The 22,950-nt window shown below is 62.4% G+C and carries 23 protein-coding genes and 1 riboswitch; of the genes, 7 read left to right on the forward strand and 16 right to left on the reverse strand.

Features of this window, described 5'->3' with window-relative positions:
• Positions 1-2 precede the first annotated feature (2 nt).
• The gene (locus ABWV64_RS07055; protein ID WP_353343552.1) at positions 3-809 is read right to left on the reverse strand and encodes a DUF4198 domain-containing protein; all 807 of its coding nucleotides are present in this window, start codon (positions 807-809) and stop codon (positions 3-5) included.
• Positions 810-935: 126 nt separating this feature from the next.
• Positions 936-1,145: riboswitch (cobalamin riboswitch) on the reverse strand.
• A gap of 149 nt (positions 1,146-1,294) precedes the next feature.
• Here ABWV64_RS07055 and ABWV64_RS07060 point away from each other — a divergent pair.
• Together ABWV64_RS07060 and ABWV64_RS07065 are read left to right on the forward strand one after the other, a co-directional pair.
• Entirely contained in the window at positions 1,295-2,713 is a 1,419-nt protein-coding gene (locus ABWV64_RS07060) for an FAD-binding oxidoreductase (RefSeq protein ID WP_353343553.1), read from the forward strand.
• 86 nt (positions 2,714-2,799) lie between these two features.
• Positions 2,800-3,342: a YcxB family protein gene (locus tag ABWV64_RS07065; protein ID WP_353343554.1), complete on the forward strand. Its 543-nt coding sequence runs from the start codon at positions 2,800-2,802 to the stop codon at positions 3,340-3,342.
• 69 nt (positions 3,343-3,411) lie between these two features.
• On the opposite strand, the gene hemC is transcribed toward ABWV64_RS07065, so the two are convergent.
• Positions 3,412-4,359: a hydroxymethylbilane synthase gene (hemC, locus tag ABWV64_RS07070; protein ID WP_353343555.1), complete on the reverse strand. Its 948-nt coding sequence runs from the start codon at positions 4,357-4,359 to the stop codon at positions 3,412-3,414.
• Between the two features lie 98 nt (positions 4,360-4,457).
• Here hemC and hemE point away from each other — a divergent pair, with 98 nt between their 5' ends.
• Positions 4,458-5,495, forward strand: a complete 1,038-nt coding sequence (hemE, locus tag ABWV64_RS07075; RefSeq protein ID WP_353343556.1) for a uroporphyrinogen decarboxylase — start codon at positions 4,458-4,460, stop codon at positions 5,493-5,495.
• A 142-nt stretch (positions 5,496-5,637) separates the two neighbouring features.
• On the opposite strand, the gene hemF is transcribed toward hemE, so the two are convergent.
• The 4 genes from hemF to clpS all read right to left on the reverse strand — a co-directional run bounded on the left by hemF (position 5,638) and on the right by clpS (position 8,838).
• Positions 5,638-6,549, reverse strand: coding sequence for an oxygen-dependent coproporphyrinogen oxidase (hemF, locus tag ABWV64_RS07080; protein WP_353343557.1), 912 nt, complete (start codon positions 6,547-6,549; stop codon positions 5,638-5,640).
• A 23-nt stretch (positions 6,550-6,572) separates the two neighbouring features.
• Positions 6,573-7,370, reverse strand: coding sequence for an SDR family NAD(P)-dependent oxidoreductase (locus tag ABWV64_RS07085; protein WP_353343558.1), 798 nt, complete (start codon positions 7,368-7,370; stop codon positions 6,573-6,575).
• Positions 7,371-7,445: 75 nt separating this feature from the next.
• Complete coding sequence (locus ABWV64_RS07090; protein ID WP_353343559.1) at positions 7,446-8,483, reverse strand: class I SAM-dependent methyltransferase; 1,038 nt, start codon at positions 8,481-8,483, stop codon at positions 7,446-7,448.
• 31 nt (positions 8,484-8,514) lie between these two features.
• Entirely contained in the window at positions 8,515-8,838 is a 324-nt protein-coding gene (gene clpS, locus ABWV64_RS07095) for an ATP-dependent Clp protease adapter ClpS (protein WP_353344552.1), read from the reverse strand.
• 187 nt (positions 8,839-9,025) lie between these two features.
• Here clpS and ABWV64_RS07100 point away from each other — a divergent pair, with 187 nt between their 5' ends.
• Together ABWV64_RS07100 and ABWV64_RS07105 are read left to right on the forward strand one after the other, a co-directional pair.
• Positions 9,026-9,727: an HAD family hydrolase gene (locus ABWV64_RS07100; protein WP_353343560.1), complete on the forward strand. Its 702-nt coding sequence runs from the start codon at positions 9,026-9,028 to the stop codon at positions 9,725-9,727.
• Between the two features lie 296 nt (positions 9,728-10,023).
• A complete protein-coding gene (locus ABWV64_RS07105; RefSeq protein WP_353343561.1) occupies positions 10,024-11,451 on the forward strand; it encodes a D-alanyl-D-alanine carboxypeptidase family protein in 1,428 nt (475 codons plus the stop codon).
• Positions 11,452-11,749: 298 nt separating this feature from the next.
• On the opposite strand, the gene ccoS is transcribed toward ABWV64_RS07105, so the two are convergent.
• The 5 genes from ccoS to ABWV64_RS07130 all read right to left on the reverse strand — a co-directional run bounded on the left by ccoS (position 11,750) and on the right by ABWV64_RS07130 (position 17,100).
• Positions 11,750-11,908 (reverse strand): cbb3-type cytochrome oxidase assembly protein CcoS, encoded by a 159-nt coding sequence (gene ccoS / locus ABWV64_RS07110; protein WP_353343562.1) that lies wholly within the window; start codon positions 11,906-11,908, stop codon positions 11,750-11,752.
• Positions 11,905-14,118 (reverse strand): heavy metal translocating P-type ATPase, encoded by a 2,214-nt coding sequence (locus tag ABWV64_RS07115; protein ID WP_502902624.1) that lies wholly within the window; start codon positions 14,116-14,118, stop codon positions 11,905-11,907. Before ABWV64_RS07115 ends, ccoS begins: the two co-directional genes overlap by 4 nt.
• Before the next feature lie 55 nt (positions 14,119-14,173).
• A complete protein-coding gene (locus ABWV64_RS07120) occupies positions 14,174-14,638 on the reverse strand; it encodes a FixH family protein (protein WP_353344556.1) in 465 nt (154 codons plus the stop codon).
• A gap of 5 nt (positions 14,639-14,643) precedes the next feature.
• A complete protein-coding gene (gene ccoG, locus ABWV64_RS07125; RefSeq protein WP_353343563.1) occupies positions 14,644-16,071 on the reverse strand; it encodes a cytochrome c oxidase accessory protein CcoG in 1,428 nt (475 codons plus the stop codon).
• A 162-nt stretch (positions 16,072-16,233) separates the two neighbouring features.
• Positions 16,234-17,100, reverse strand: a complete 867-nt coding sequence (locus ABWV64_RS07130) for a LysR substrate-binding domain-containing protein (protein ID WP_353343564.1) — start codon at positions 17,098-17,100, stop codon at positions 16,234-16,236.
• Positions 17,101-17,195: 95 nt separating this feature from the next.
• On the opposite strand from ABWV64_RS07130, the gene ABWV64_RS07135 reads away from it, so the two are divergent.
• The gene (locus ABWV64_RS07135) at positions 17,196-17,345 is read left to right on the forward strand and encodes a hypothetical protein (protein WP_353343565.1); all 150 of its coding nucleotides are present in this window, start codon (positions 17,196-17,198) and stop codon (positions 17,343-17,345) included.
• Between the two features lie 246 nt (positions 17,346-17,591).
• Here ABWV64_RS07135 and ccoP read toward each other — a convergent pair whose 3' ends face one another.
• The 4 genes from ccoP to ccoN are packed head-to-tail and all read right to left on the reverse strand — an operon-like array spanning position 17,592 to position 21,010.
• Positions 17,592-18,452: a cytochrome-c oxidase, cbb3-type subunit III gene (gene ccoP, locus ABWV64_RS07140; RefSeq protein ID WP_353343566.1), complete on the reverse strand. Its 861-nt coding sequence runs from the start codon at positions 18,450-18,452 to the stop codon at positions 17,592-17,594.
• A gap of 4 nt (positions 18,453-18,456) precedes the next feature.
• Positions 18,457-18,651 (reverse strand): cbb3-type cytochrome c oxidase subunit 3, encoded by a 195-nt coding sequence (locus tag ABWV64_RS07145; protein ID WP_353343567.1) that lies wholly within the window; start codon positions 18,649-18,651, stop codon positions 18,457-18,459.
• Positions 18,652-18,662: 11 nt separating this feature from the next.
• Positions 18,663-19,391, reverse strand: coding sequence for a cytochrome-c oxidase, cbb3-type subunit II (gene ccoO / locus ABWV64_RS07150; protein WP_353343568.1), 729 nt, complete (start codon positions 19,389-19,391; stop codon positions 18,663-18,665).
• 14 nt (positions 19,392-19,405) lie between these two features.
• Complete coding sequence (ccoN, locus tag ABWV64_RS07155) at positions 19,406-21,010, reverse strand: cytochrome-c oxidase, cbb3-type subunit I (RefSeq protein WP_353343569.1); 1,605 nt, start codon at positions 21,008-21,010, stop codon at positions 19,406-19,408.
• A 202-nt stretch (positions 21,011-21,212) separates the two neighbouring features.
• Here ccoN and ABWV64_RS07160 point away from each other — a divergent pair, with 202 nt between their 5' ends.
• Positions 21,213-22,052: a universal stress protein gene (locus ABWV64_RS07160; RefSeq protein WP_353343570.1), complete on the forward strand. Its 840-nt coding sequence runs from the start codon at positions 21,213-21,215 to the stop codon at positions 22,050-22,052.
• Positions 22,053-22,161: 109 nt separating this feature from the next.
• Here ABWV64_RS07160 and fnrL read toward each other — a convergent pair whose 3' ends face one another.
• On the reverse strand, positions 22,162-22,908 hold the full coding sequence (fnrL, locus tag ABWV64_RS07165) for a transcriptional regulator FnrL (RefSeq protein WP_353343571.1): 747 nt from the start codon (positions 22,906-22,908) through the stop codon (positions 22,162-22,164).
• Positions 22,909-22,950: the final 42 nt, after the last annotated feature.

The raw sequence follows: 22,950 nt of genomic DNA on the forward strand, positions 1-22,950 counted from the left end.
GCTCACTCCAACCCAAAGGCGCGGATCCAGATCACCGCATCTTGGCTCAGATCCTTGCCGCCATGCGTCTTGTCCGGCCCGATATCAAGCGCGGCAAAGCCCCAATGGCCCGCGCGCGGCACCGCATAGGTAAACAGGCCATTGTCGTCCGAACGGATCACAACCGCCCCGCCTGGCATCGGACCAACGCTGGGCGCGCCCGCTTTGGAGGTCTCCATATCCGGCAGGGCGGCGATATATTCGACCTCGATCTCGGCCCCCGCCACGGGTTTGCCATCCGCCATCACGCGGCCGGTAAAGCTGCTTCCGGCGATGACATTATAGGGTTTGGAAAGCGGGATGATCTCGGCCGCCATGCCCAATTCGGCCTCCCAATCGGTGGGCAATCCGGCGCGGTTGACGTAGCTTTTGGCGAATTGCTGGATGTATTTGTCTTCGCTTTGCTCGAAATAGGGCGCAGGTTGCAGCGCCAGCACATAATCGCCCGCGCGCCGCACCGGCAGCACCGCATCATAGGCCGCCGCGCTGTTTTGCGCGCCGGCGAACCGCGTCGGCGTGAGGCTGTCCATCAAATCGATCCGCGCGCCGCGATGCAGGGCGAAAAACGCCTCCGGCGCGCCCATATCCATCACCGGCCCGTTCTCGAACGGGTGCCAGAACACCAGCTTGAGCGGCAGATCGCCGGATTTTTCGGGCAGGACCTCGGGCGTATAGACCAATTGGAAATGCGCCTGCGCGGGGGCGCAAACACCCGTCCCCACGGCCAGTATGAGGGTGAAAATCGTCTTAAGCATCGCGTTGCTACGCATAAATATAGTCTCCTGCCGCAGCGCGCGATTGCACGGCTTGCGACCAAGGGACGGGGGTGTCAGGCGCGGAAAATACTCTGCGCCAGATGCCTACCCCGGCATCCGGTGAACATTGATCGCCGCTCTGCGCGGCCACCACTTAGGGCAGGTCTCCTGACTCGCGGGTCTTTGCTTTGCCGGCCTTCCCGAGGTCACCCCCAGTGGCATTTTTCGGCATCGCTCACCGCTCACAGTTGCGGGGGCAGTCGCGGATTCGGCGCCGATTGGCTACTCCTCACCGTGTTCCCTTTTCATCCGGGCGTGGGTTTACCCGGAACCATAAGCCCGCCCAATTGGCATCTCGCGCGCAGGTTTGTCAACCGCGCCGACCCGTGCGCGCGGCCAAGACGCCCCCTTGCGCCGCGCGAGTGATCGGCGCAAGCATGGGCAAGGGATTGAGGCGGCGGCCCCTTCGGCGCCGCCCAAAGGCAGGCGAGGAGAGACAGATGATCGACGAACTCAGGGCAATTGTCGGGGCAAAAAACCTGCTCACCGGCGGTGATATGGCCGGATATGCCCGCGATTGGTCTGGCAAATATAGCTTTACCCCGCGCGCCGTGGCACGCCCCAGAACCGCCCAAGAGATCGGCGCGATCTTGCGTCTGGCCAATCAAACAGGCACCCCCGTCGTGCCCATGGCGGGCAACACCGGCCTTGCGGGCGGCACCTATGGCGAGGGGGCGATCATCGTCTCGCTGGAGCGGATGACCGCGATCCGCGAGATCCGCCAAAACGCCCGCATCGCCATTGTCGAAGCGGGGGTGATTCTATCCGATCTGCACGAGGCCTGCGCGGCGCAGGATATGATTTTCCCGCTCACCTTCGGCGCGCGCGGCTCGGCGCGCATCGGCGGATGTCTGGCCACCAATGCGGGCGGCAGCAATGTTTTGCGCTATGGCAACACGCGCGATCTGTGTTTGGGGCTGGAGGTGGTTTTGCCCACGGGCGAGGTGATGGAGATCATGTCCGAACTGCATAAGGACAATTCGGGCTATAACCTCAAACATCTGATGATCGGGGCCGAGGGCACCTTGGGCATTATCACTGCGGCGGTGCTCAAACTGCACCCCAAACCGCGCGCCTATGCCACCGCCATGGTCGCCGCGCCCGACCTGCCCAGCGCGCTGGCGCTTTTGAACCGGTTGCAAGAGGAAACCGGCGGCGCGGTGGAGGCGTTCGAATATATGCCGCGCAACTATATCGAAGGCCATATCGCGCGCGGCAAATCCATGGGCACCCCCGCGCCCGAACCCTTTGATGCGCCCTATGAGGTGAATATCCTTGTCGAGGTCGCCGCCACCGCGCCGCGCGATGCGGATGCGGGGCCGGACGGGCAAACGCCCCTCGCCGCCCGTCTCGAAGAGGTGCTCGGCGCGCTCTTGGACAGCGGCGAGGTGCTCGACGCGGTGATCGCCCAAAACGAGGCCCAGCGCGCGCAGATGTGGGAGCGCCGCGAGGCCGCCGCCGAAATCGCCATGGCCCGCCAGCCGATCCAGCTCAACGATATTGCCGTGCCGCTCGACCGTGTGGCGGATTTCCTAGAGGCCGCCGACGCCGCCGTGGCGCGGCTTGACGGGGATGCGCGCTCGATCACGGTGGCGCATCTGGGCGATGGCAATGTGCATTATTCGGTCTGGCCCAGCCATGACGCGCCGGACCATATCGACGCCATCATGGAGGCGGTCGAGGAGGTCGCCCTGTCGATGGGCGGCAGCTTTTCGGCCGAGCACGGCATCGGCATCACCAAAAAACCCTCTATGGCACGGCGCAAGAATGCCGCCTCTATCGGCGCGATGCGCGCGATCAAAGCCGCGCTCGACCCCAATGGCATCCTCAATCCGGGTAAGGTTCTGCCGGACGCTTAACCCCCGATGGGCCTCATGGCAGGCTCCGCGCGGGCGGCGGCGCGGTTAAGGCTTGGGCTGCGCGCAAAACACTGTAAGGTCATAAGATGACATTCAAAACTCAGGCGCGTATCGCCGATTTCAACCTCGCCGCCGCCTCCAAACTGTCGGTGCAACACTACCGGCCCAATGCCCAACGCATCGGGCGCGCCGCGCGGATCATCTTGGTTGCGAGCTATATCTTGGGGGTTCTCTTTTTCCTCAACGGATATCCGGATCGCTACCTGATCACCGCGGCGGTGGTTTTTGCTGTGGTGCTGGGCGGATATGTCCTCTATCGCCGCCGCCTCACCCGCCAGATCGCGGCCAGTTTGCAAAACAGCTCGCTGCGCGCGGGGGTGAGCACGGTGACGCTGACGCCCGAGGGTTTTGCCACCGACAAACCTGGCGCGCAGATGTTTTTGGGATGGGAGCATTTCGACGATGCCACCGACAGCGCGGGCGGATTTGTCCTGCTCTTGGACCTTGGCCATTTTCAAATGATCCCGAGCAGCGCCCTGCCCAGTGGTGCAGAGCGCGCCGCCCTGCTGGCGCAGATCAAAGAGTGGATCGCGGCGGCCAAGGCGGCCAAGACGGCAAAAGCGCCCTAGCCCGCGAAGGGCAGAACAGAGCGCAAAGAGGGCAAAAACCTCAGGAGCGGCCAAAACCGCGGGGGGGCATCAGCCCCGCCAGTCGAAAAACCCTTCGCCCGCCCGATCCAGCAAACGCGCCGCCATCGCGCGGCCCATCTCTGCGCCATCCTCGATCGCGCCCGTCGCCTCTTCGCACAAACGCTCCGACCCGTCAGGGCGCAGCACCTCGCCGCGCAGGCGCAATGTGCCGCCGTCCAGTTCCGCCAGACCCGCAATCGGCGTCTCGCATGAGCCATCCAGCGCCGCCAGAAGCGCGCGTTCGGCGGCCAGACGCTCGCCCGTGGCGCGGTCATGCAGCGGCTCCAGAAGCGCGGCGCAGCGCAGATCGTCCAACCGCCGCTCGATCCCGATGGCGCCTTGGGCAATCGCGGGCAGCATCTCTTCGGGCTCGATTGCCGATTTGGCCACATCGTTCATGCCAAGGCGGTTCAACCCCGCCATCGCCAAGAAGGTGCAGGCCGCCACGCCGTCTTGCAATTTCTTCATCCGCGTTTGCACATTGCCGCGAAACTCCACGACCTCCAGATCGGGCCGCACAATCAAAAGCTGCGCGCGGCGGCGCAAGGAGGAGGTGCCGATCTTGACCCCTTCGGGCAGCGCCGCAAGGCTGTCGTGATCAAAAGACACGAAGGCATCGCGCACATCCTCGCGCGGCAAATAGCAATCCAAGGTCAACCCTTCGGGCTGCAAAACCGGCATGTCCTTCATCGAATGCACGGCGATGTCGATCTCGCCCACAAGCATCGCCTGCTCGATCTCGCGGGTGAATAGCCCCTTGCCGCCGATCTCCTTGAGCGGACGGTCGAGTACCTTGTCGCCGGTGGTCTTGATCACCACGATCTCAAGCGCCTCTTCGGGCAGATCAAAGGCCGCCATGAGCCGCGCGCGCGTCTCATAGGCCTGCGCCAAGGCAAGCGGCGAGCCGCGGGTTCCGATCTTGAGAGGCTGGGCGGGTGTGGGCAATGTCAATGTCATGGCCAAGGGTCTAGACGCGGCGGATCGTCCTGACAAGAAGGCGATGCTTGACATCTTGTCGCCCCAAGGCGACCACGTGGCCAAACCGGAGGTGCATCATGGCTCAGACAAAGACAATCCTGCGCGCGTTGGCGGGCGAAACCCTACCCACGCCGCCGATCTGGATGATGCGGCAGGCGGGGCGCTATTTGCCCGAATACCGCGCCACGCGCGCACAGGCGGGTGATTTCCTCTCGCTGTGCTATAACCCCGAACTGGCCGCCGAGGTGACCTTGCAACCGATCCGCCGCTACGGCTTTGACGCGGCGATCCTCTTTGCCGATATTTTGCTTCTTCCTCAAGCGCTTGGCGCGGATTTGTGGTTTGTCACCGGCGAAGGCCCGCGCCTGTCCACGGTGACATCCAAGGCCGATTTCGACGCACTCAAAGGTGTCGGCGCGATCCATGAGACGCTCTCCCCGATCTATGAAACCGTCAAAATCCTGTCGCGCGAATTGCCCCAAGAGACGACGCTGATAGGCTTTGCCGGTGCGCCTTGGACCGTGGCGACCTATATGATCGCGGGGCGCGGCACCCCCGACCAAGCCCCCGCCCATGCGCTGCGCGAAGGCAATGAGGAGCTGTTCGCCGCGCTGATCGATTTGATCACCGCAGGCACGATCGAATATCTCGACCAGCAAATCCAAGCCGGCGCCGAGGTGGTGAAAATCTTTGACAGCTGGGCCGGATCGCTCAAGGGCGCGGCCTTTGAGACCTATGCCGTCGAACCGGCGCGCAAAATCACCGCCGCATTGAAACAGCGCCACCCGCATATCCCGATCATCGGTTTTCCGCGCGAAGCGGGCGAGGGATACATCGGGTTCCATGGCAAAACCGGCGTCGATTGCGTGGCGCTCGACAATTCGATCACCCCCGAATGGGGCGCAAAACATGTGCAGGTCGATGGCTGTGTGCAGGGCAACCTCGCCTCCTCGCATATGGTCACCGGCGGGCAGGATCTGATCGACGAGGTGCGCCATGTGCGCGAGGCTTTCTCCAAAGGCCCGCATATCTTCAACCTCGGCCACGGCATCACACCCGACGCCGACCCCGAAAACGTCACCTTGATGATCGAAACCCTGCGCGAGAACGCGTGATCCGCAAGAAACCGGCGAGCGCCCCGCCGCCGCGCTAGAAAAAGCCCCGCCGGATCAGGCGGGGCTTTTGGGTTTACACTCTCGCAGCCGCTTCGCTTTTGCGGCATACCCTCGCAGCCGCTTCGCTTTTGCGGCTATTCTCTCAAACCCATTTCGCCATGGGCGGCAGGCTCATCAATACCGCATTGGCGTCATGGCCGGTTTCCAGCCCGAATTTGGTGCCGCGGTCATAGACGAGGTTATATTCCGCATAAAGCCCGCGGTGCACGAGCTGCGCCTCCTTGTCGGCCTCGCTCCACGGCTGGTCGCGGCGCTTTTGGGTGAGCGGCGCGAAAGCGGGCAGAAACGCGCGGCCGATGTCTTGGATCAGGGCGAAATCCGCCTGCCAATCGCCGCTGTTGTGATCATCAAGGAAAATCCCCCCGACCCCGCGCGCGCGGTTGCGGTGGGGGATGTAGAAATACTCGTCCGCCCATGCCTTCAGACGCGGGTAATGCGCGGGGTCATGCGGATCAAGATGGGATTTTTGCACCGCGTGAAAATGCGCCGTATCCTCGGCATATTCGATGCAGGGGTTCAAATCGGACCCGCCGCCGAACCACCACGCATGGGGCGTCCAGAACATGCGCGTGTTCATATGCACGGCGGGGGCATGGGGGTTTTGCATATGGGCGACAAGGCTGATGCCCGAGGCCCAGAACCGCGGATCCTCGGCCATGCCCTCTATGCCCTTGCGCGCCGCCATCGCCGCCTGTGCCCGCGGGGCCAATCTGCCGTAGACGGTCGAAATATTCACCCCGACCTTTTCAAACACCCGCCCGCCGCGCATCACCGACATCAGGCCCCCGCCGGCGTCCGATCCGTCGTCCGAGGCGCGGCGCGTTTCGCTGACCTCGAAGCGGCCCGCAGGCAGGCCCGCCGTCGGCCCCTGCGTCTGGCTGTCCTCAAGGGCTTCGAAAGCGGCGACAATCTCGTCGCGCAGGGCGCGAAACCACGCCGAGGCGCGGACTTTTTCATCGCTCATTTCGGGGGTAAACAGCGGAGCATCGGTCATCGGCAGCGCCTTTCAGATATGGGTTAATGCGCGGGCGCAGAGACAGCATCAAGCAAGGTGCGCCCGCCGTCCACCGTCATCACTTGGCCGGTCATGAAGCTTGACGCGTCACAGGCCAGATATTGCACCGCCTCGGCCAATTCCGATGGCGCGGCAATCCGCGCCAGCGGCGTGTGGTGTTCGATATCCTCGCGGTAATCGGCATGATCGCGCAGGGTCTCTTGCAAGCTGGCCGACATCACCGAACCGAAGGCCACGGCATTGACGCGGATGCGGTGCGGGGCCAAGGCCACGGCAAGGCTGCGCGTCATCTGGTCCAAAGCGGCGGTCGAGATCGAATAGGCCATCAATTCGGGATGCGCCGTGCGCGCCGCAATCGACGACAGGTTGACGATCGATCCGGCCGGACCCTCGCCGCTTTGCGATTGCTTCATCATCCGTTTGGCGACCAGTTGCGACAGGCGCAGCGCCGAGAGGAAATTCTGGTTGAGCATCAATTCGACGCTGTCGGCCTCCGCATCAAGCGGATCGGCAGAGGTGATCTGCCGCGCGCCATTGACCAAAATATCCACCTGATCAAAGGCATCAATCGTCGCCGACAGAAGATTGGCAATCGTCAGCTTTTCGCGCAAATCCCCCGCGAAATAGCGCGTCGCCTTGCCTTCTTCATTGGGGCCAAGCTCGTCCAGAAGCCGCGCCTCGTCCATATCGGCAAAGACCACATTGGCGCCGCGATCCGCGAAATGGCGCCCGATGGCAAGGCCGATCCCGTTGGCCGCGCCGGTGACAATGGCGGTTTTACCCGCGATGGAAAATGACATGACAGCCGTCCCTTGAAAGATTGCGAGGTGGATGCGTGGGTGATTCCGTTTTGGCGAGGCTACGCGATCACGCGCCTAGGGGCGAGAGCGCGCTTTGGGCCGCTGCGCATGCAGCACCTTGAAGCGGTTGTCGCCCGCGACTTCCTCGACATGCGCAAAACCGGCCGCCAGCGCCTCTTCATAGGGCAAATGCCGGTTGGCCACCATCCACAGATGTCCGGACTGCGCAAGGATGCGCGCCGCCTGCGCGATAAAGGCGCGGCCAAGCTCCGGCTCGGCGCGCCGCCCGCTGTGGAAGGGCGGGTTCATCACCACCGTATCGATCCGCGGCGCAGAGGCGTCTTTGGGCGGGGTCCAATGGGTGGCATCGGCCCAATGGAACTGCGCCCGCGCGTCCGCCACATTGCGCTGCGCACAGTCCAATGCCGCATGGTCCGCCTCGACCAGATGCACGGTTTTGACGCTGTCGCGCGACAGAACCTGCGCCGACAGATAGCCCCACCCCGCGCCCAGATCGGCGATATGCGCGCCAAGCTTGTCGGGCAGGGCCGCCGCCAGAAGTTTGGAGGCCGGATCAATCGCATCGGCGGAAAACACGCCCGGCGCGGTGTGGTAGCCGCCTTCGATGATCTGGCTCTCGGGCAGCGCCCAATCGGCAAACCGCGCGCTTTGCGCGCCCGCATCGCCCTGCGCATCCGCGTCAGGCAAAAGCCAGAACAGCTTGCCATGGGCTTTGGAAATCTGCCCCGCAACGCCCCCGCGTTTGCGCGCCTCCTTGAGGATCGGTTCGATCCCGTCGGTCTTGGCCCCGTCAATGATGAGCGGCCCATCGGTGACGCTTTCGGCCAAGGCCACAAGCCCGCGCGCCAAAGCCTTGGCCCGCGGCACGATCACCAAACCCGCGCCGTAACAGCCTTCGGGCGCGGTGTTGCACGCATAGCCTTGGGCGGCGAAATGATCGCGGTCGGGGCGAAATCCGGTGATGATATGGCATTGATCCGCCGCAAAGGCCGACAGATCGGTATCGCTGCGCGGGGCAAAGACCGCGATCCGCGCCCCTTCGGCCACGGGCAAACCTGCCGCCAAAGCGGCCTCAAGCCGTGATCCTGCCATCAGATAACGTCCCGCATCCGGCGCAAAGCGCTCATTCTTTTTCCATCGTGCATTGCAGCGGGTGCTGGTGCTGCTGGGCGAAATCCATCACCTGCATCACCTTGGTCTCGGCGATCTCGTGGCTGAACACGCCGACCACCGCGAGGCCCTTTTTATGCACCGTCAGCATGATCTCGAAGGCCTGCGCGTGATTCATCGAGAAAAACCGCTCCAGCACCGCCACGACAAATTCCATCGGCGTGTAATCGTCGTTCAAAAGCATCACCTTATAGAGCGGCGGGCGTTTGGTTTTGGGGCGGGTCTTGAGCGCGAGGGAGACATCGCCATCGTCATCCTCGCCGCCCTCGCCGGACATCACAAAGGGCAGCGCCCGAGGCGACAGGCCCAACCGCATGGCAAATGGCATCAGATCGTCGGTCATGGCAAAGGACATGGGGTTACGAATTCTCTTGCGGGATAAATCATTGGCGGGGTGTGATTGGCATCTTGGGGCTGTATATAACCTTAAAGGCGGCACTGAAAAGAGGGGCGAGGGCACAGAAATGGCGAAAATCCTCACAACAGTCGGTTTCGACGCCGATGACACGCTGTGGCACAACGAGCGTTTCTTTCATCTTACCCATGCCCGCTTTGCCGAGCTACTCGCCGATTATGCCGAGCAAGAGCACCTGATGGCGCGGCTCTTGGAGGCCGAAAAACGCAACCTTGGCCATTACGGATTCGGCATCAAGGGCTTTGTTCTGTCGATGATCGAAACCGCCATCGAGGTCACCCAATCGCGCGTGCCCGCCTCGGTCATCTCGCAGATCATCGCGGCCGGACAAGAGATGCTCGCCCATCCGATCGAATTGCTCCCCCATGCGCGCCAAGCCGTCGAAGAGATCGCAGATAGCCACCGCATCTTGTTGATAACAAAGGGTGATCTTCTCGACCAAGAGCGCAAGCTGGCGCAATCGGGATTGGGCGATCTGTTCGACGGGGTCGAGATCGTGTCCCATAAAACCCCCGCCGTCTATACCGAGATTTTCGCCCGCCACGGCGAGGGGGCCGCGCGCGCCATGATGGTGGGCAATTCGATGAAATCCGATGTGCGCCCCGTGGTCGATGCGGGCGGTTGGGGCGTTTATGTCCCGCACGGGCTGAGCTGGGAGATTGAGCATGCCGAACCGCCGCTGGGCGCGCCGCGCTACCACGAAATTCCCGATCTGAGCACCATTGCCCAATTGGTGCGCTCGATCGGCTGACCTTTTGGCAACGGTTGGCGAAAAATCGTCGCCCCGCGCCGCCACATTCCCGCCACAATTGCCGATCTAGTGGTCTGCCCCGTCCTTGCCCCAATATATGCCAAAAAGCGCCGCAATCTTTCACTGCAGCATGGTAAATCAATCCTTTCGCGAGAATCGCACCCGTGTTAGCCTCGTCGCAAATCAATAAGCCAGTCGGATAACCGGCGGCACGAGGCAGAAAAAAGGTGAAGACCGTGAAGGTTCGGCATAGGCAGCCGGCCCGTAAAGGGCTGTATATTCTTGCATTATTTTGGATGATCCTCGTCGTGCCGCTCAGCGCGATAGCCGCGCCCTATGCGGCCTATGTGATGGATGCACGCACCGGAGAGGTGCTGCATTCGCGCAATGCCGACACGCGGTTGCACCCTGCATCCCTGACCAAAATGATGACCCTCTATATCGCCTTCCAAGCGGTCGAGGCGGGCGAGATTTCGATGGATACGATGGTGCGCATCTCCAAACATGCCGCCAGCGAGCCGCCCTCCAAACTTGGCCTCAAGGCGGGTCAGAAGATCAAGCTGCGCTACCTCGTGCGCGCCGCTGCGGTGAAATCGGCCAATGACGCCGCCACCGCGATCGGCGAGGCGATCGAAGGCTCCGAAGCCGCCTTTGCCCGCCGCATGAACCGCACGGCCAAAGCGCTCGGCATGACGCGCACCACCTTCAAAAATGCTCATGGCCTGACCGAAAGCGGCCATATGTCCACCGCCCGCGATATGTCGATCCTCGGGCGGCATGTGCTTTATGACTACCCGCAGTATTACAACCTCTTCTCGCGCAAAACCGCCGATGCGGGCGTGCGCACCGTCAGCCATACCAACAGCCGCCTGCTGGCCTCCTATCGCGGTGCGGACGGGATCAAAACCGGCTATACCCGCGCGGCGGGCTTCAACCTTGTCGCCTCTGCCCAACGCGGCAACGAGCGGGTGATCGCCACGGTCTTCGGCGGGCGCTCCACCGCCTCGCGCAATGCCAAAGTCGCCGAACTGCTCGACCTCGGGTTCCGCCGCGCACCCAGCCGCGCCCCCCTGCGCAAACCGAAAAAGCCAAGCGTCGGCAAAAGCGAGCCGATCATCGTCGCAGGGCGCAGCACATCGGACGGCAAGGCGGGCAAAACCATCCGTATCATGACCGCCGTCAAGAAAAGCCTGCGCCCGCAGGCCCGCCCCGGCGCGGCGCCTGCTCCGGCCCCTGTGGTGGTGGCGATGAAGGGCGATATTCTCGAAGCGCTCACCGAAGCCAACGCCACGCCGAAACCGGCGGTGCAGGCCGCTTTGGCCGCCGCATTGGAGACCCCCGCAAACACCGCGGCGGCGCAGACCCCCGCCGCCCCCGCGCGCAGCCTCAAACCCGCCGCACGGCCCAAGGATGTGGTCCTCGCCAGCGTCGCGCCGCAGCGCCGCCCCGAACCCGAAGTGGTCACCCGCGTGTCGACCTCGGGCGGGCGTCATTGGGGCATCAATGTCGGCAGCTATCCCAGCCGCTACAAGGCCGAACGCGTCTTGCTGACCACCGCGCTGAACGAGATGAGCACGCTGGACGGCACATTGCGCAAAGTGGTCAAACGCCGCTCTGGATTTGATGCCAATTTCATGGGTATGAGCCGCGAGACCGCCGATCTGGCCTGTCGCCGTCTGGCCGCGCGCAAGGTCACCTGCTTCATGATCGGACCGGCCAGCTAACAAGATGACCGGCCCCGCTGAGCGCCGCCTTTTTTGTGGGCTGCACTTTTGTGGGCCGCACTCAAACCAATCTCGCCCCGCGCGCGGGCGCTGCTGCGCCCTGCCCTGTGCTCGGCCCTGCCCTGCGCGAACCTCTGCGACTGGGCAAGTCTCAGCGTCCCATCGCGGCGGCGCGCCAAAATCCCCGCAAAATTCGCGCGAAAAATCGCACCGACGCGATACCGACAAAATACCGACGTGATACCGACGCCGGTTTTTGCGGGTTTTCGGGGGCAGGGACAGGCACGGATCACGGCGCTCAGGGGCGCGGATGATCGTCCCATTCGTCGCTCAAAATCCGCTGCGCATCGCCGTCCGGATCGTCATATTGATTGCTGCGCACGGTATAGACAAAAGCCAAAAGCCCCACCCCGCCGAGCACCAGAGAAATCGGAATAAGATAGGCCAGAATACTCATTTTCGCGCCCCCCGCGCCAACCGCAGCGCATTGAGCGAGACGGTGATAGAACTGAGCGACATGGCCAGCGCGGCAATCAGCGGCGTGGCCAATCCGATGATCGCCACAGGCACGGCGATGACGTTGTAAAGCGTTGCAATACGGAAGTTTTCCTTGATCCGCGCCGTCGCCGAACGGGCCACATCCAAGGCCTCGGGGATCGGCGACAGATCCCCGCCGAGCAGCACGATATCAGAGGCCACCCGCGCCGCATCCAGCGCCGAAGCGGGCGAGATCGACACATGCGCTCCGGCCAGAGCCGCCGTATCGTTCAGCCCGTCGCCAACCATCAAAACACGCCGCCCCTCGGCCGTCAAATCATTGATACGGCTGACTTTATCCGCCGGAAGCGCCTCGGCCATCCAATGCGCGATGCCCAGTTTTTGCGCCAAAGCCTCGACCGCATGGGGCGTATCGCCCGAGATCAGATAGACCGCGCGCCCCGCCGCCATCACCTGCGCCACCGCCTCTTCGGCCCCCGCGCGCAGGCTGTCCTCAAAGGCAAATCCATGCAGCCCCGCGCCCTCGATCCCGAGCCACGCCGCCGTGCCCGCCAAGCCGCGCGCATCGCCCCCGCTGGCTTGCGCCGCCCATGCCGCGCGGCCAAAACGCACGGCGCGCCCTTGCCAGATGCCTTCGGTCCCGTAGCCTGGAATTTCGCGGATATCCTCGACCCGCGCGGGCGCAATCAAAGCCCCCTGCGCCGCCTGCACCAAGGCCTGCGACAAAGGATGCGAAGAGCCGAGCGCCAAGGCCAAAGCCACCTGCGCCGCCTGCACCTCGACCTGCGCCAGATTGGTCAAAACCGGCGTGCCCGCCGTCAGGGTTCCGGTCTTGTCAAAGACCACCGTATCGACCTGCGCCAAGCGCTCCAGCGCCGTGGCATCCTTGATCAACATCCCCTTGCGAAACAGGCGTCCCGAGGCCGCCGTCGTCACCGCAGGCACCGCCAATCCCAAGGCGCAGGGGCAGGTGATGATCAGCACCGCCGCGGCAATATTGAGCGCCATGCGCAGATCGCCCGAATAGGCCCACCAGCCCAGAAAACTCAAGGCAGACAGGATATGAACACCAGGCGCATAGAGCTTGGCGGCGCTATCGGCCAGCGAGGTATAGCGCGAGCGCCCGCTTTCGGCGATGGCCACCAGATCGGCCATCTGGTGCAAGGAGCTATCCGCCCCCACCGCCGTCGCGCGCAGCACCAGCGGGCCGGTCAGATTGATTTCGCCCGCCGAAACCCCCTGCCCCTCGCCCGCGAAGACCGGCAGGGTTTCTCCGGTCAAAAGCGAGCGGTCGATCTCGGAGGTGCCCTGCACGACCACCCCGTCCACGGGCATCCGCCCCCCTGGCCGCACGAGCACCAGATCACCGGCGCGCAGCGCGCTGACGCGGACCTCTTCCTCGGCCCCGCCGAGGGCCTGCAAACGCAGCGCGTGCGGCACCTCCAGCGCCGCCAGTTCTTCGGCGGCAGAGCGCGCCACGGCGCGGGTCCGATGATCCAGATAGCGCCCCGCCAACAAGAAAAACGTCAAGGTCAAAGCCGCATCGAAATAGGCATGCTCACCCGACAGGCTGGTCTCCCAAAGCGATGTCGCTACGGCCAGAAGGATCGCCAAGGAGATCGGCACATCCATGTTGAGCCGCTTGCCCGCAAGGGCGGAAAAGGCGCTGCGAAAGAAGGGCTGCGCGGAAAAGGCAATGGTCGGTAAGGTGATCGCCGCCGAGATCCAGTGGAACAGATCGCGCGTGGCATCCGCCGCGCCGGACCAGACCGCGACCGACAACAGCATCACATTCATCGAGGCAAATCCCGCCACCGCCAGACGCATCAACAAATCGCGCCCTGCGCGGTCGGTTTGCGTTGCCGCGATGGTGCCCGCGTCAAGCTGGTGCGCGACATAGCCTGCCGCCTCCAGCGCCTCGACCAGATGCTGCGCCGTCACCTCGGGCGCAGCGCGCACCATCGCGCGTTTGAGCGTCAAGTTGACCCGCGCATCCTCGACGCCCTCTTGCGCCGACAAGACCCGCTCCACCCCCGCGATACAGGCCGAGCAATGGATTTGCGGCAAGCTGAGCGCGATTTGCGCATCCTTGATCGCCGCGCGATTGGCCAAAGCCTCGGCGGCGGGGGCGGCCGAGCACGCGGGGCAGGCCGACATCGAAGGGGTCATGGTGCTCATTGACGACATGAGGGAGGGGTCCGGTTTGGGGGCCGCTGGGAGCGGCCTATCGTTTCACATGCAAGATCACGCGTTGGGAGAATTCGGTGCCGTCACTGCCAAGAGCGGTCATGCGGATATTCCAATTGCCCGCGCCGAGTTCGAGCGGCGCCACATAGGCGGTGCCATCAAAGGCGAATTGCGGCTCGACGTCCTCGCGCACATGGGTCGCGCGCCCGACAACGGCGTGCAAATCGCCGACAATCACCGGTGCGCCCGCCTCATCGGTGATCGACAAGACCACCTCACCGTCGCGATGATCGGCGCGCACCTTCCAACCCAAAGCCTCTTGCGCGGCCTTGCGCAGATCGAACTCCTGACTGGCGACATAGGAGTTTTTCACCTCCAGCCCAGGAAAGGTTTTGACCGCGCTGAAGGCCAGCACGAGGTTGACGCCGATGATCACCCCGAAGGCCAAAGCAAAGATCGCAAACACATGCCATCCGGTGATTTTACGCGGCTCTTTTGCCATCTGCATCAATTCGCCCTTCCGTTGAATACGCTGTCTTTATAGGCGCGCTCGCCGCTCGCCGTGTCTTCGACCCAAAAGCGGAACGCGGTGCGCTCTGCCTCGGCGGGGGCCGAGCCGTTGGGTGCCATAACATAAATCCGCGCCAGTTTCGTGCTGTCTGCGGGCACATCGACCACCTCGTAGGGGCTGCCCTCGACGGCCACGCGCAAGGATGGATCGCCCTTGACGGTCACGCGGAACGGCCGCGTCTCGCCATGTTTGTTGCGCAGCCGCACCTCATAGGTGTTGCGGATCGTGCCGTCGGACATGGTGATAAAGGTCGGGTTGCGCACCGGCGCCACCGTCAAATCGATATCCGCCCGAATGAACAGGGCGAACAAAAGCGCAAAGCCGACCAAAGCCCAAAGCACGGTATACATGATGGTGCGCGGGCGAAACACATGTTTCCAAACCGATTTCGGCTCCATACCCGCCCGCTCGCGCGCCTCGTCGGTCAGGGCCATATAGTCGATCAAACCGCGTGGCTTGCCGATCTTGTCCATCATATCGTCGCAGGCATCAATGCACAGCGCGCAGGTGATACATTCGAGTTGCTGCCCGTCGCGGATGTCGATCCCCACGGGGCAAACGTTGACGCAGGCCATGCAATCGATGCAATCGCCCAACTGGTCCGCGCCCTCGGCCTTGCGGTGCTTGCCGCGCGGCTCGCCGCGCCACTCGCGGTACCCGACGACCAAAGTGTCCTCATCCATCATCGCGGCCTGAATGCGCGGCCACGGGCAGGCATAGATGCAGATTTGCTCACGCGCGAAACCGCCAAAGATAAAGGTCGTCAGCGTCAAAATCGCGATGGTCGTATAGGCGACGGGATGGGCATGTCCGGTGACCAGATTGACCAACAGCGTCGGTGCATCGGTGAAGTAAAACACCCAAGCCCCGCCCGTCGCGATCGAGATCAACAACCACGACGTCCATTTTGTCACCCGCAGACGGGCCTTGCGAAAATCGAGCTTTTTCTGGCGGTGCAACCGCAGCCGCGCATTGCGGTCCCCCTCGATCCAGCGCTCGACCAGAATAAACAGATCGGTCCAGACGGTCTGCGGACAGGCATAGCCGCACCACACACGGCCCAAGGCCGAGGTGAACAAAAACAGCCCCAGCCCCGCCATGACCAAAAGCCCCGCGATGAAATAGAACTCATGCGGCCAGATCTCGATCCAGAAAAAGAAAAACCGGCGGCTGGCCAGATCGACCAGAACCGCCTGATCGGGCAATTCCGGCCCGCGGTCCCAGCGCAGCCAAGGCGTGATGTAATAGATGCCCAAAGTGACGATCATGATCGCCCATTTCAGGTTGCGAAAAACCCCCGAGACGCGGCGCGGGAAAATCGGCTCGCGGGCCGCGTATAGTTTTGGGGCATCAGAATCGGACACGTGCGAAACTCCGGATATGTATGTCTCATTGTCCTTGTCACAGGCTCGCGCCGCCCGAGCTTTGATCTGCATCAAAATCTAACTTTTGGGCGCATCTTTTTGCGCCCTGCTTGCGCTGGCCGGATTGCGCAGGCCGGATTGCGTGCCCCCCCGCCCCCCGCGTCACACCTCTTTGCGCAGCCAGCGCGTGAAGGCGCGCAGGGCGGGGCGCTGCACCCCGCGGCGGGTGACAAGATAATAGCCCTTATGGCGGTCATCCTCGAACAACAGCCGCAGCCGCCCCGCCTCCAGATCGGCCTCGACAAAGGCCTTGGCGATGATCGCCACACCTTGGCCTTGCCGCGCCGCTTCGAGCAAAAGATTGCCAGGCAAAGTGGTGACACCGCTGCCAAACCCTTCGGGCGCGCCGTGACGGTGGAGCCATTGCTGCGCCTCGCCGGTGCCCAGCTCCTGAAGCCAGTGAAAGGGGCGCAAATCGGCGGGCGAAGAGATCACCGCATCGCCGACCAGTTCAGGCGCGGCGACGACCGCAATCGGCGAAGAAACCAAAAGCTCGGCCTCCAGCCCCGCCCAGTGGCCCGCGCCAAAACGCACCGCCGCATCCACGCCCCCCGGTGCGAGCGTGCGCAGAGCCGATGTCGGGTCGATCATCAAACTGACCTCGGGATGGGCTGCGCGAAACCCCGCCAGACGCGGCAAAAGCCAGCCCGATGCAAAGGCCGGAGTGGTGGAGATTTGCAAGGGCCGGTCCGCATCGCGCCCTGTCATCGTCTCGATCTCGCGGTGGATCGTGCCGAACCCCGCCTCTAGCGCATCGGCCAAACGCCGGCCTGCTTCGGTCATGACAGGGCGCACGCCGCTGCGATCCAGCAAGGCCACGCCCAGATGCTCCTCCAGCCCGCGCAATTGCTGGCTGATCGCGGCATGGCTGACGTTGAGCGCCGCCCCCGCCGCGCTCATCGTGCCCTCTTGGGAAAAGGCGCAAAAGGCCCGCAAGGCCGAGAGGGGCGGAAGATCGCGCCAATTCATATGTAAGCTCCACTTACAGCATAAAATCATCTGTGGCTTTGAGATTGCCACATATCATGACTATTTCATAGGCATCACCGCATAGGAGCGCCAAGATGAAACATCACAACTTACACAGCTACCCGCAGGCCGCCCGCATGAGCCTTGATCCGCCGCAATCAAGCTGGGCCACTTTGCCGCCCTACCCCACCACGATGGAAATGCCGCAAGCCTATGAGCGCCGGCTCGGACGCGGGCCGAAATGATGCTCCATATTTATGTCGATATGCTGCGCGTTGCGGCGCGCCAACCCGATAGCGCCCCGCAAACCCCGCCGCGCAAACGCTAGGGCGAGATCAAGCGCAAATAGCCTAAAGCGCAAAACAGCCCCGCCAAAATAGCGGGGCTGTTTGATTAAGGACACCGGCCCTCCAGGAAACGCGCGAACAGGACGGAGGGTCGGTGCCAACCCCCGCGCCCGAAGGCGCGCGGGTATCTCGGATCAGCGCGGCTTATTCGCCGCCGCCGAGGCTGTGGACATAGGTGGCCACAGCGCGAACCTGCGCCTCGGTGAGGCGGGAGTTCCAATCGGGCATCACGCCAAAGCGCGAATAGGTCACGGTCTCTTTGACGGTGTCGAAATCACCACCATAGAGCCAGATCGCATCGGCCAGATTGGGCGCGCCTTGGGTCCGGTCGCCGGTGCCGTCTTCCATATGGCAGGCCGCGCAATTGTCCTCAAAGACCACCGCACCGGCCTCGACCATAGAGGCATCAGGCGCAGTGCCCGACAGGGACAGCACATAGTTCACAACCTGATCGATCTCGTCACCCTCCAGCATCTCGCCAAAGGCGGGCATTTCGCTGTAGCGGGCGTCGTCATCGGTCTCGTTGCGGATACCATGGGCGATGGTGGTGTGGATTTCTTCGATATCCCCACCCCAAAGCCAATCGTTGTCGAGCAGGTTCGGATAGCCTTTGGCACCGGCAGCGCCGGACCCGTGGCACTGGGCGCACCATGTTTTGAACACGGCGGCACCGGCCGATTGCGCATAGCCGTTCAGCGCGGGATCGGCGGAGATTTCCGTCAACTCGGTGCTGGCCAGCTTGGCATTGATGGCTTCGTTCTGCGCATCCACGGCGGCGATATCGGCGGCCACTTCGGCGCGGGTCGAATAGCCCAGAACACCCGCCGTCGCGCCATTGATCAAGGGCCACGCCGGATAGGCAATGACATAGCCAATGCCCCAGATGATGGTCAGGTAGAAGGTCCAAAGCCACCATCGCGGCAGCGGATTGTTGAACTCTTCAATCCCGTCCCAAGAATGGCCGGTTGTGCCGACATCTTGCTTATTGTCAGGTTTTTTAGCCATGGTTTCAGGCCTCCTTGGCATTGCCGCGCGCTGCGGGCGCGGGTTTGTCTTCATGCCGGAACGGGATCTCGGCGATGTCGCGATCGATCTTGCTTGCGCCAGGGCGGAAGACGAAGAGGATCACACCGATAAAGAAGGCGAAGAGCACCATCAGCATCCAGCTGTCAGCGAATCCGCGCAAAAGGGAATAGGTTTCCATAATCGCTCCTCCTAGCGGCTGGCGTCGGGGGTGAAGGTCGAGAAATCAACCAAAGTCCCGAGCATTTGCAGATAGGCGATCAGCGCATCCATTTCCGTTACGCCCTCTTGGCCGTCGAAATTGCGCACCTGTACCTTGTCACCATAGCGTTCGATCAACCCGTCGTAATCGCTGTCCGGATCGGCTTGGGCGAGGAAATCGGCCTGCGCATTGGCGAGCATCTCTTCGCTGTAGGGCACGCCGACAACCGAATGCACCTTCATGTTGTCTTCGATATATTTGCCCTCAAGGCTGCGATTGCTCAGGAAGCCGTATTTCGGCATCACGGATTCAGGCACCACAGATTGCGGATCGGTCATGTGATCGAGATGCCATTCGTCCGAATAGCGCCCGCCCACACGTGCAAGGTCCGGCCCCGTGCGTTTGGAGCCCCATTGGAACGGGTGGTCATACTGGCTTTCGGCGGCCAAAGAGTAGTGACCATAGCGTTCCACCTCGTCGCGCATCGGGCGGATCATCTGACTGTGGCAGACGTAGCAACCCTCACGGATGTAGACGTCGCGCCCAGCCAGCTCCAGCGGGGTGTAGGGGCGCATGCCCTCTACATCCTCGATGGTGTTTTCGAGCCAGAAGAGCGGCGCGATTTCTACCAGCCCCCCGATGGTCACCACCAAAAAGGCAAAGACCGAGAGCAAGGTGACGTTCTTTTCCAGAACGGCGTGTTTGTCGAGAATAGCCATTGTTCCGGCCCTCCTTATTCGGCCGGGACTGCGTCATGCGCAGCGGCTTCGACAGCCGGTGTGCGACGCACAGTCATGAGCAGGTTGTAACACATGATGATAGAGCCAGCGATGTAGAGCACACCCCCTGTTCCACGCACCACATACATCGGAAGCTTGGCAGCCACGGTGTCGGCAAAGCTGTTGACCAAGAAGCCGTTGGCATCCACTTCGCGCCACATCAGGCCTTCCATAATACCGGTCACCCACATGGAGGCCGCGTAAAGGATGATGCCGATGGTCGCGAGCCAGAAGTGCCAGCTCACAAGGCTAAGCGAATACAGACGCTCGCGGTGCCACAGTTTGGGCACGAGGAAATAAAGCGCGCCAAAAGTGATCATACCGTTCCAACCGAGCGCACCGGAGTGCACGTGACCAATGGTCCAGTCGGTGTAGTGGCTCAGCGAGTTCACAGCGCGGATCGACATCATCGGACCCTCGAATGTGGACATGCCGTAGAAGCCGATCGAAATCACCATCATCCGGATCACCGGATCGGTGCGCAATTTGTCCCATGCGCCCGAAAGCGTCATCAGACCGTTGATCATACCGCCCCAGCTGGGCATCCACAGGATGATCGAGAACACCATGCCAAGGGTCGAGGCCCAATCGGGCAAGGCGGTGTAATGCAAATGGTGCGGACCGGCCCAGATATACAAGAAGATCAGCGCCCAGAAGTGGATGATCGACAGTTTATACGAGAAAACCGGACGCTCGGCTTGCTTGGGCACAAAGTAATACATCATGCCAAGGAAACCGGCGGTGAGGAAAAAGCCCACGGCGTTGTGGCCATACCACCACTGGGTCATCGCATCTTGCACGCCCGAGAAAACCTGAACCGATTTGGACCCCCAGATGGAGACCGGAATGCTCAGGTTATTGACCACATGCAACATCGCCACGGTGATGATGAAGGACAGATAGAACCAGTTCGCCACATAGATGTGACGCTCTTTGCGTTTGATGATCGTGCCGAGGAACACAGCCAGATAGGCCAGCCAGACGATGGTCAGCCACAGATCAACATACCATTCGGGTTCGGCATATTCTTTCGACTGGGTCGCGCCAAGGATATAGCCCGTGGCCGCCAGAACGATAAAGAAATTGTAGCCCCAAAAGACGAACCAACCAAGATTACCGCCCCAAAGCCGCGCCGCCGAGGTCCGCTGCACCACATAGAAGGACGTGCAAATCAAAGCGTTACCACCAAAGGCGAAAATCACCGCCGAGGTGTGAAGGGGACGCAGTTTGCCGAAGTTCATATAGCCTTGGGCCCATTCGAAATTCAGGGCCGGAAAGGCGAGTTGGAAGGCGATGAACGTGCCGGCGAGAAACCCAACAACGCCCCAAAGCGCCGTTGCAATCACGCCCGCGCGCACCACATCATCCATATAGACGGACTGATCCACCGGCACAGGGGGCTCGCCCGTGCGGCGCAAAGTCCACAAAAATAGGCCACCGGCGACCAGCACAATCGTCAGTGCGTTCACCATATAGGCCAGATCGCGTGCGTAATTGGCCGCGATCATCGCAAAAAGCGTGATCAAGCCAAGCACGATCAGCTTGAGATAGTTGTTCATGTTGCGTCCCTTCGTCGGTTCCCACGCGGTTCGAATCCCATCGCATGGGCGGATTTTGACTGATTGCCTTTTCGCCCGTCCCACAGCCCCCCGCTTTGATCTGCATCAAGACAAGCGGCGCCGTTGTTTGACCCGCATCAAGGCTGCTGCGGCCGGTTGCGCCTAACCTGAGGGCACAAATGCCAATCCTGAGGAGGATCCCATGGCCTATAAGTCAATCTTTTCCGTTTTGACGGATGAAGCCCTGATCAAACCGACCCTCGATCATGCCATCGCCTTGGCGACGCGGCTGGATGCGCATGTGGACGCGCTTTGCCTTGGCGTCGATCGCAGCCAGACGGGCTATTACTATGCGGGGGCCAGCGCCGCCGTGCTCCAAGAAACCATCTCGCGGGCGCAAACCGAGGCCGAAGCAATCGAAGCGGCGGCGCGTGCGGTCTTTGGCCCGTCGGAAATCCGCTGGAGCGCCGAAAGCGGCGTGGCGCAACTGGCCGATCTGGCGCGTCATGTGGCGACGCGGGCGCGGTTCTCGGATCTGGCGGTGCTGCCCCAACCCTACGGCACGGATCGCGGCGCCGAATTGGAACCCATCGTCGAGGCCGCGCTGTTCGAAGGCGGCGTGCCGGTTTTGGTCCTGCCCAATGATGTGGCGCCAAACCCCGCGCCCAAACGCATCCTTTTGGGCTGGAACGAAAGCTCCGAAGCCTTGGCTGCAGCCCGCGCGGCCTTGCCCTTCCTGACCCAAGCCGAGGCCGTGCATGTGGTGGTGATCGATCCGCCCACCCACGGCCCGTCGCGCTCTGATCCTGGCGGGATGCTCTCGCAATATCTATCGCGCCACGGCGTGCGCTGCGAGATTGACGTTTTGTCCAAAACCTTGCCGCGCATATCCGATGTGATCAGCCGCCACGCCGCCGACATCGACGCCGATATGATCGTCATGGGCGCTTACGGCCATTCGCGCTTTCGCGAAGCCATCTTGGGCGGCGCGACGCGCTATATGCTCGAACAGGCCAAATTGCCGGTGCTGATGGCGCATTGATCCGCGCCGCCGCACAAAACAAAGCCGCGCGAGGAGATCCTCGCGCGGCATTTTCTGTGCCAACTATTTCTTGTGCCAACTAGGGAGCGGCCGCCGCCCGCAGCACGCCTTATGCGAAGATCCCGCCATCGGCGTCATCGCCCGCTTCATCCATCAGCCGCGTGAAATCGGGGATCGTCACATGGCGCTTGCCTTCAAGCGCGATCACCCCGTCGCGTTTGAGCGCCGACATCTGGCGGCTCACCGTTTCCAAGGTCAGCCCCAGATAATCGGCCATGGCTTCGCGGGTCAGCGGCAGGTCGAACACCACCGCACCCGTGGCTTCGCGCAAGTTCAGCGAGGCATCACGCCGCCCGATAATCGACAACAGCGAGGCGATTTTCTCGCGCGCGGTTTTGCGGCCCAAAACAAGCATCCACTCGCGCGCCGCATCCAATTCATCAAGCGTCATTTCAAGCAACCGCTGCGCCACATGCGGCGTCGAAACCATCATCTCTTCGAAGGGTTTCTTGCGAAAACAGCACATCACCAGATCCGTCGTCGCCACCACGTCATAGGCCGATCCCTCGCGCCCGGGGCGACCGACAAAATCGGACGGCAGCAACAGGCCCACCATCTGGGTGCGCCCGTCCTCCATCGTCTGGGTCAAGGTCGCAATGCCCGAAACGACAGAGCCGACAAAATCCATCTTGTCGCCGGACCAGATCACCGTCTGACCGGCCTCGAAACTGCGATAATATTTGATCTCTTCGAGACGCTCCAGCTCATCGGATTCGCAACGCGCACAAACCGCACGATGGCGGATCGGACATCCGTCGCAATCGTGAGCCAAGGATTTGATCTGTTCTTTGAGCATATGTTCTCGTCGCGCGTTTGATCTGTATCAAAGTGTTCTTGC

Origin of the sequence: Litorivita sp. NS0012-18, assembly GCF_040371945.1 — a bacterium.
Lineage (GTDB): Bacteria > Pseudomonadota > Alphaproteobacteria > Rhodobacterales > Rhodobacteraceae > Litorivita.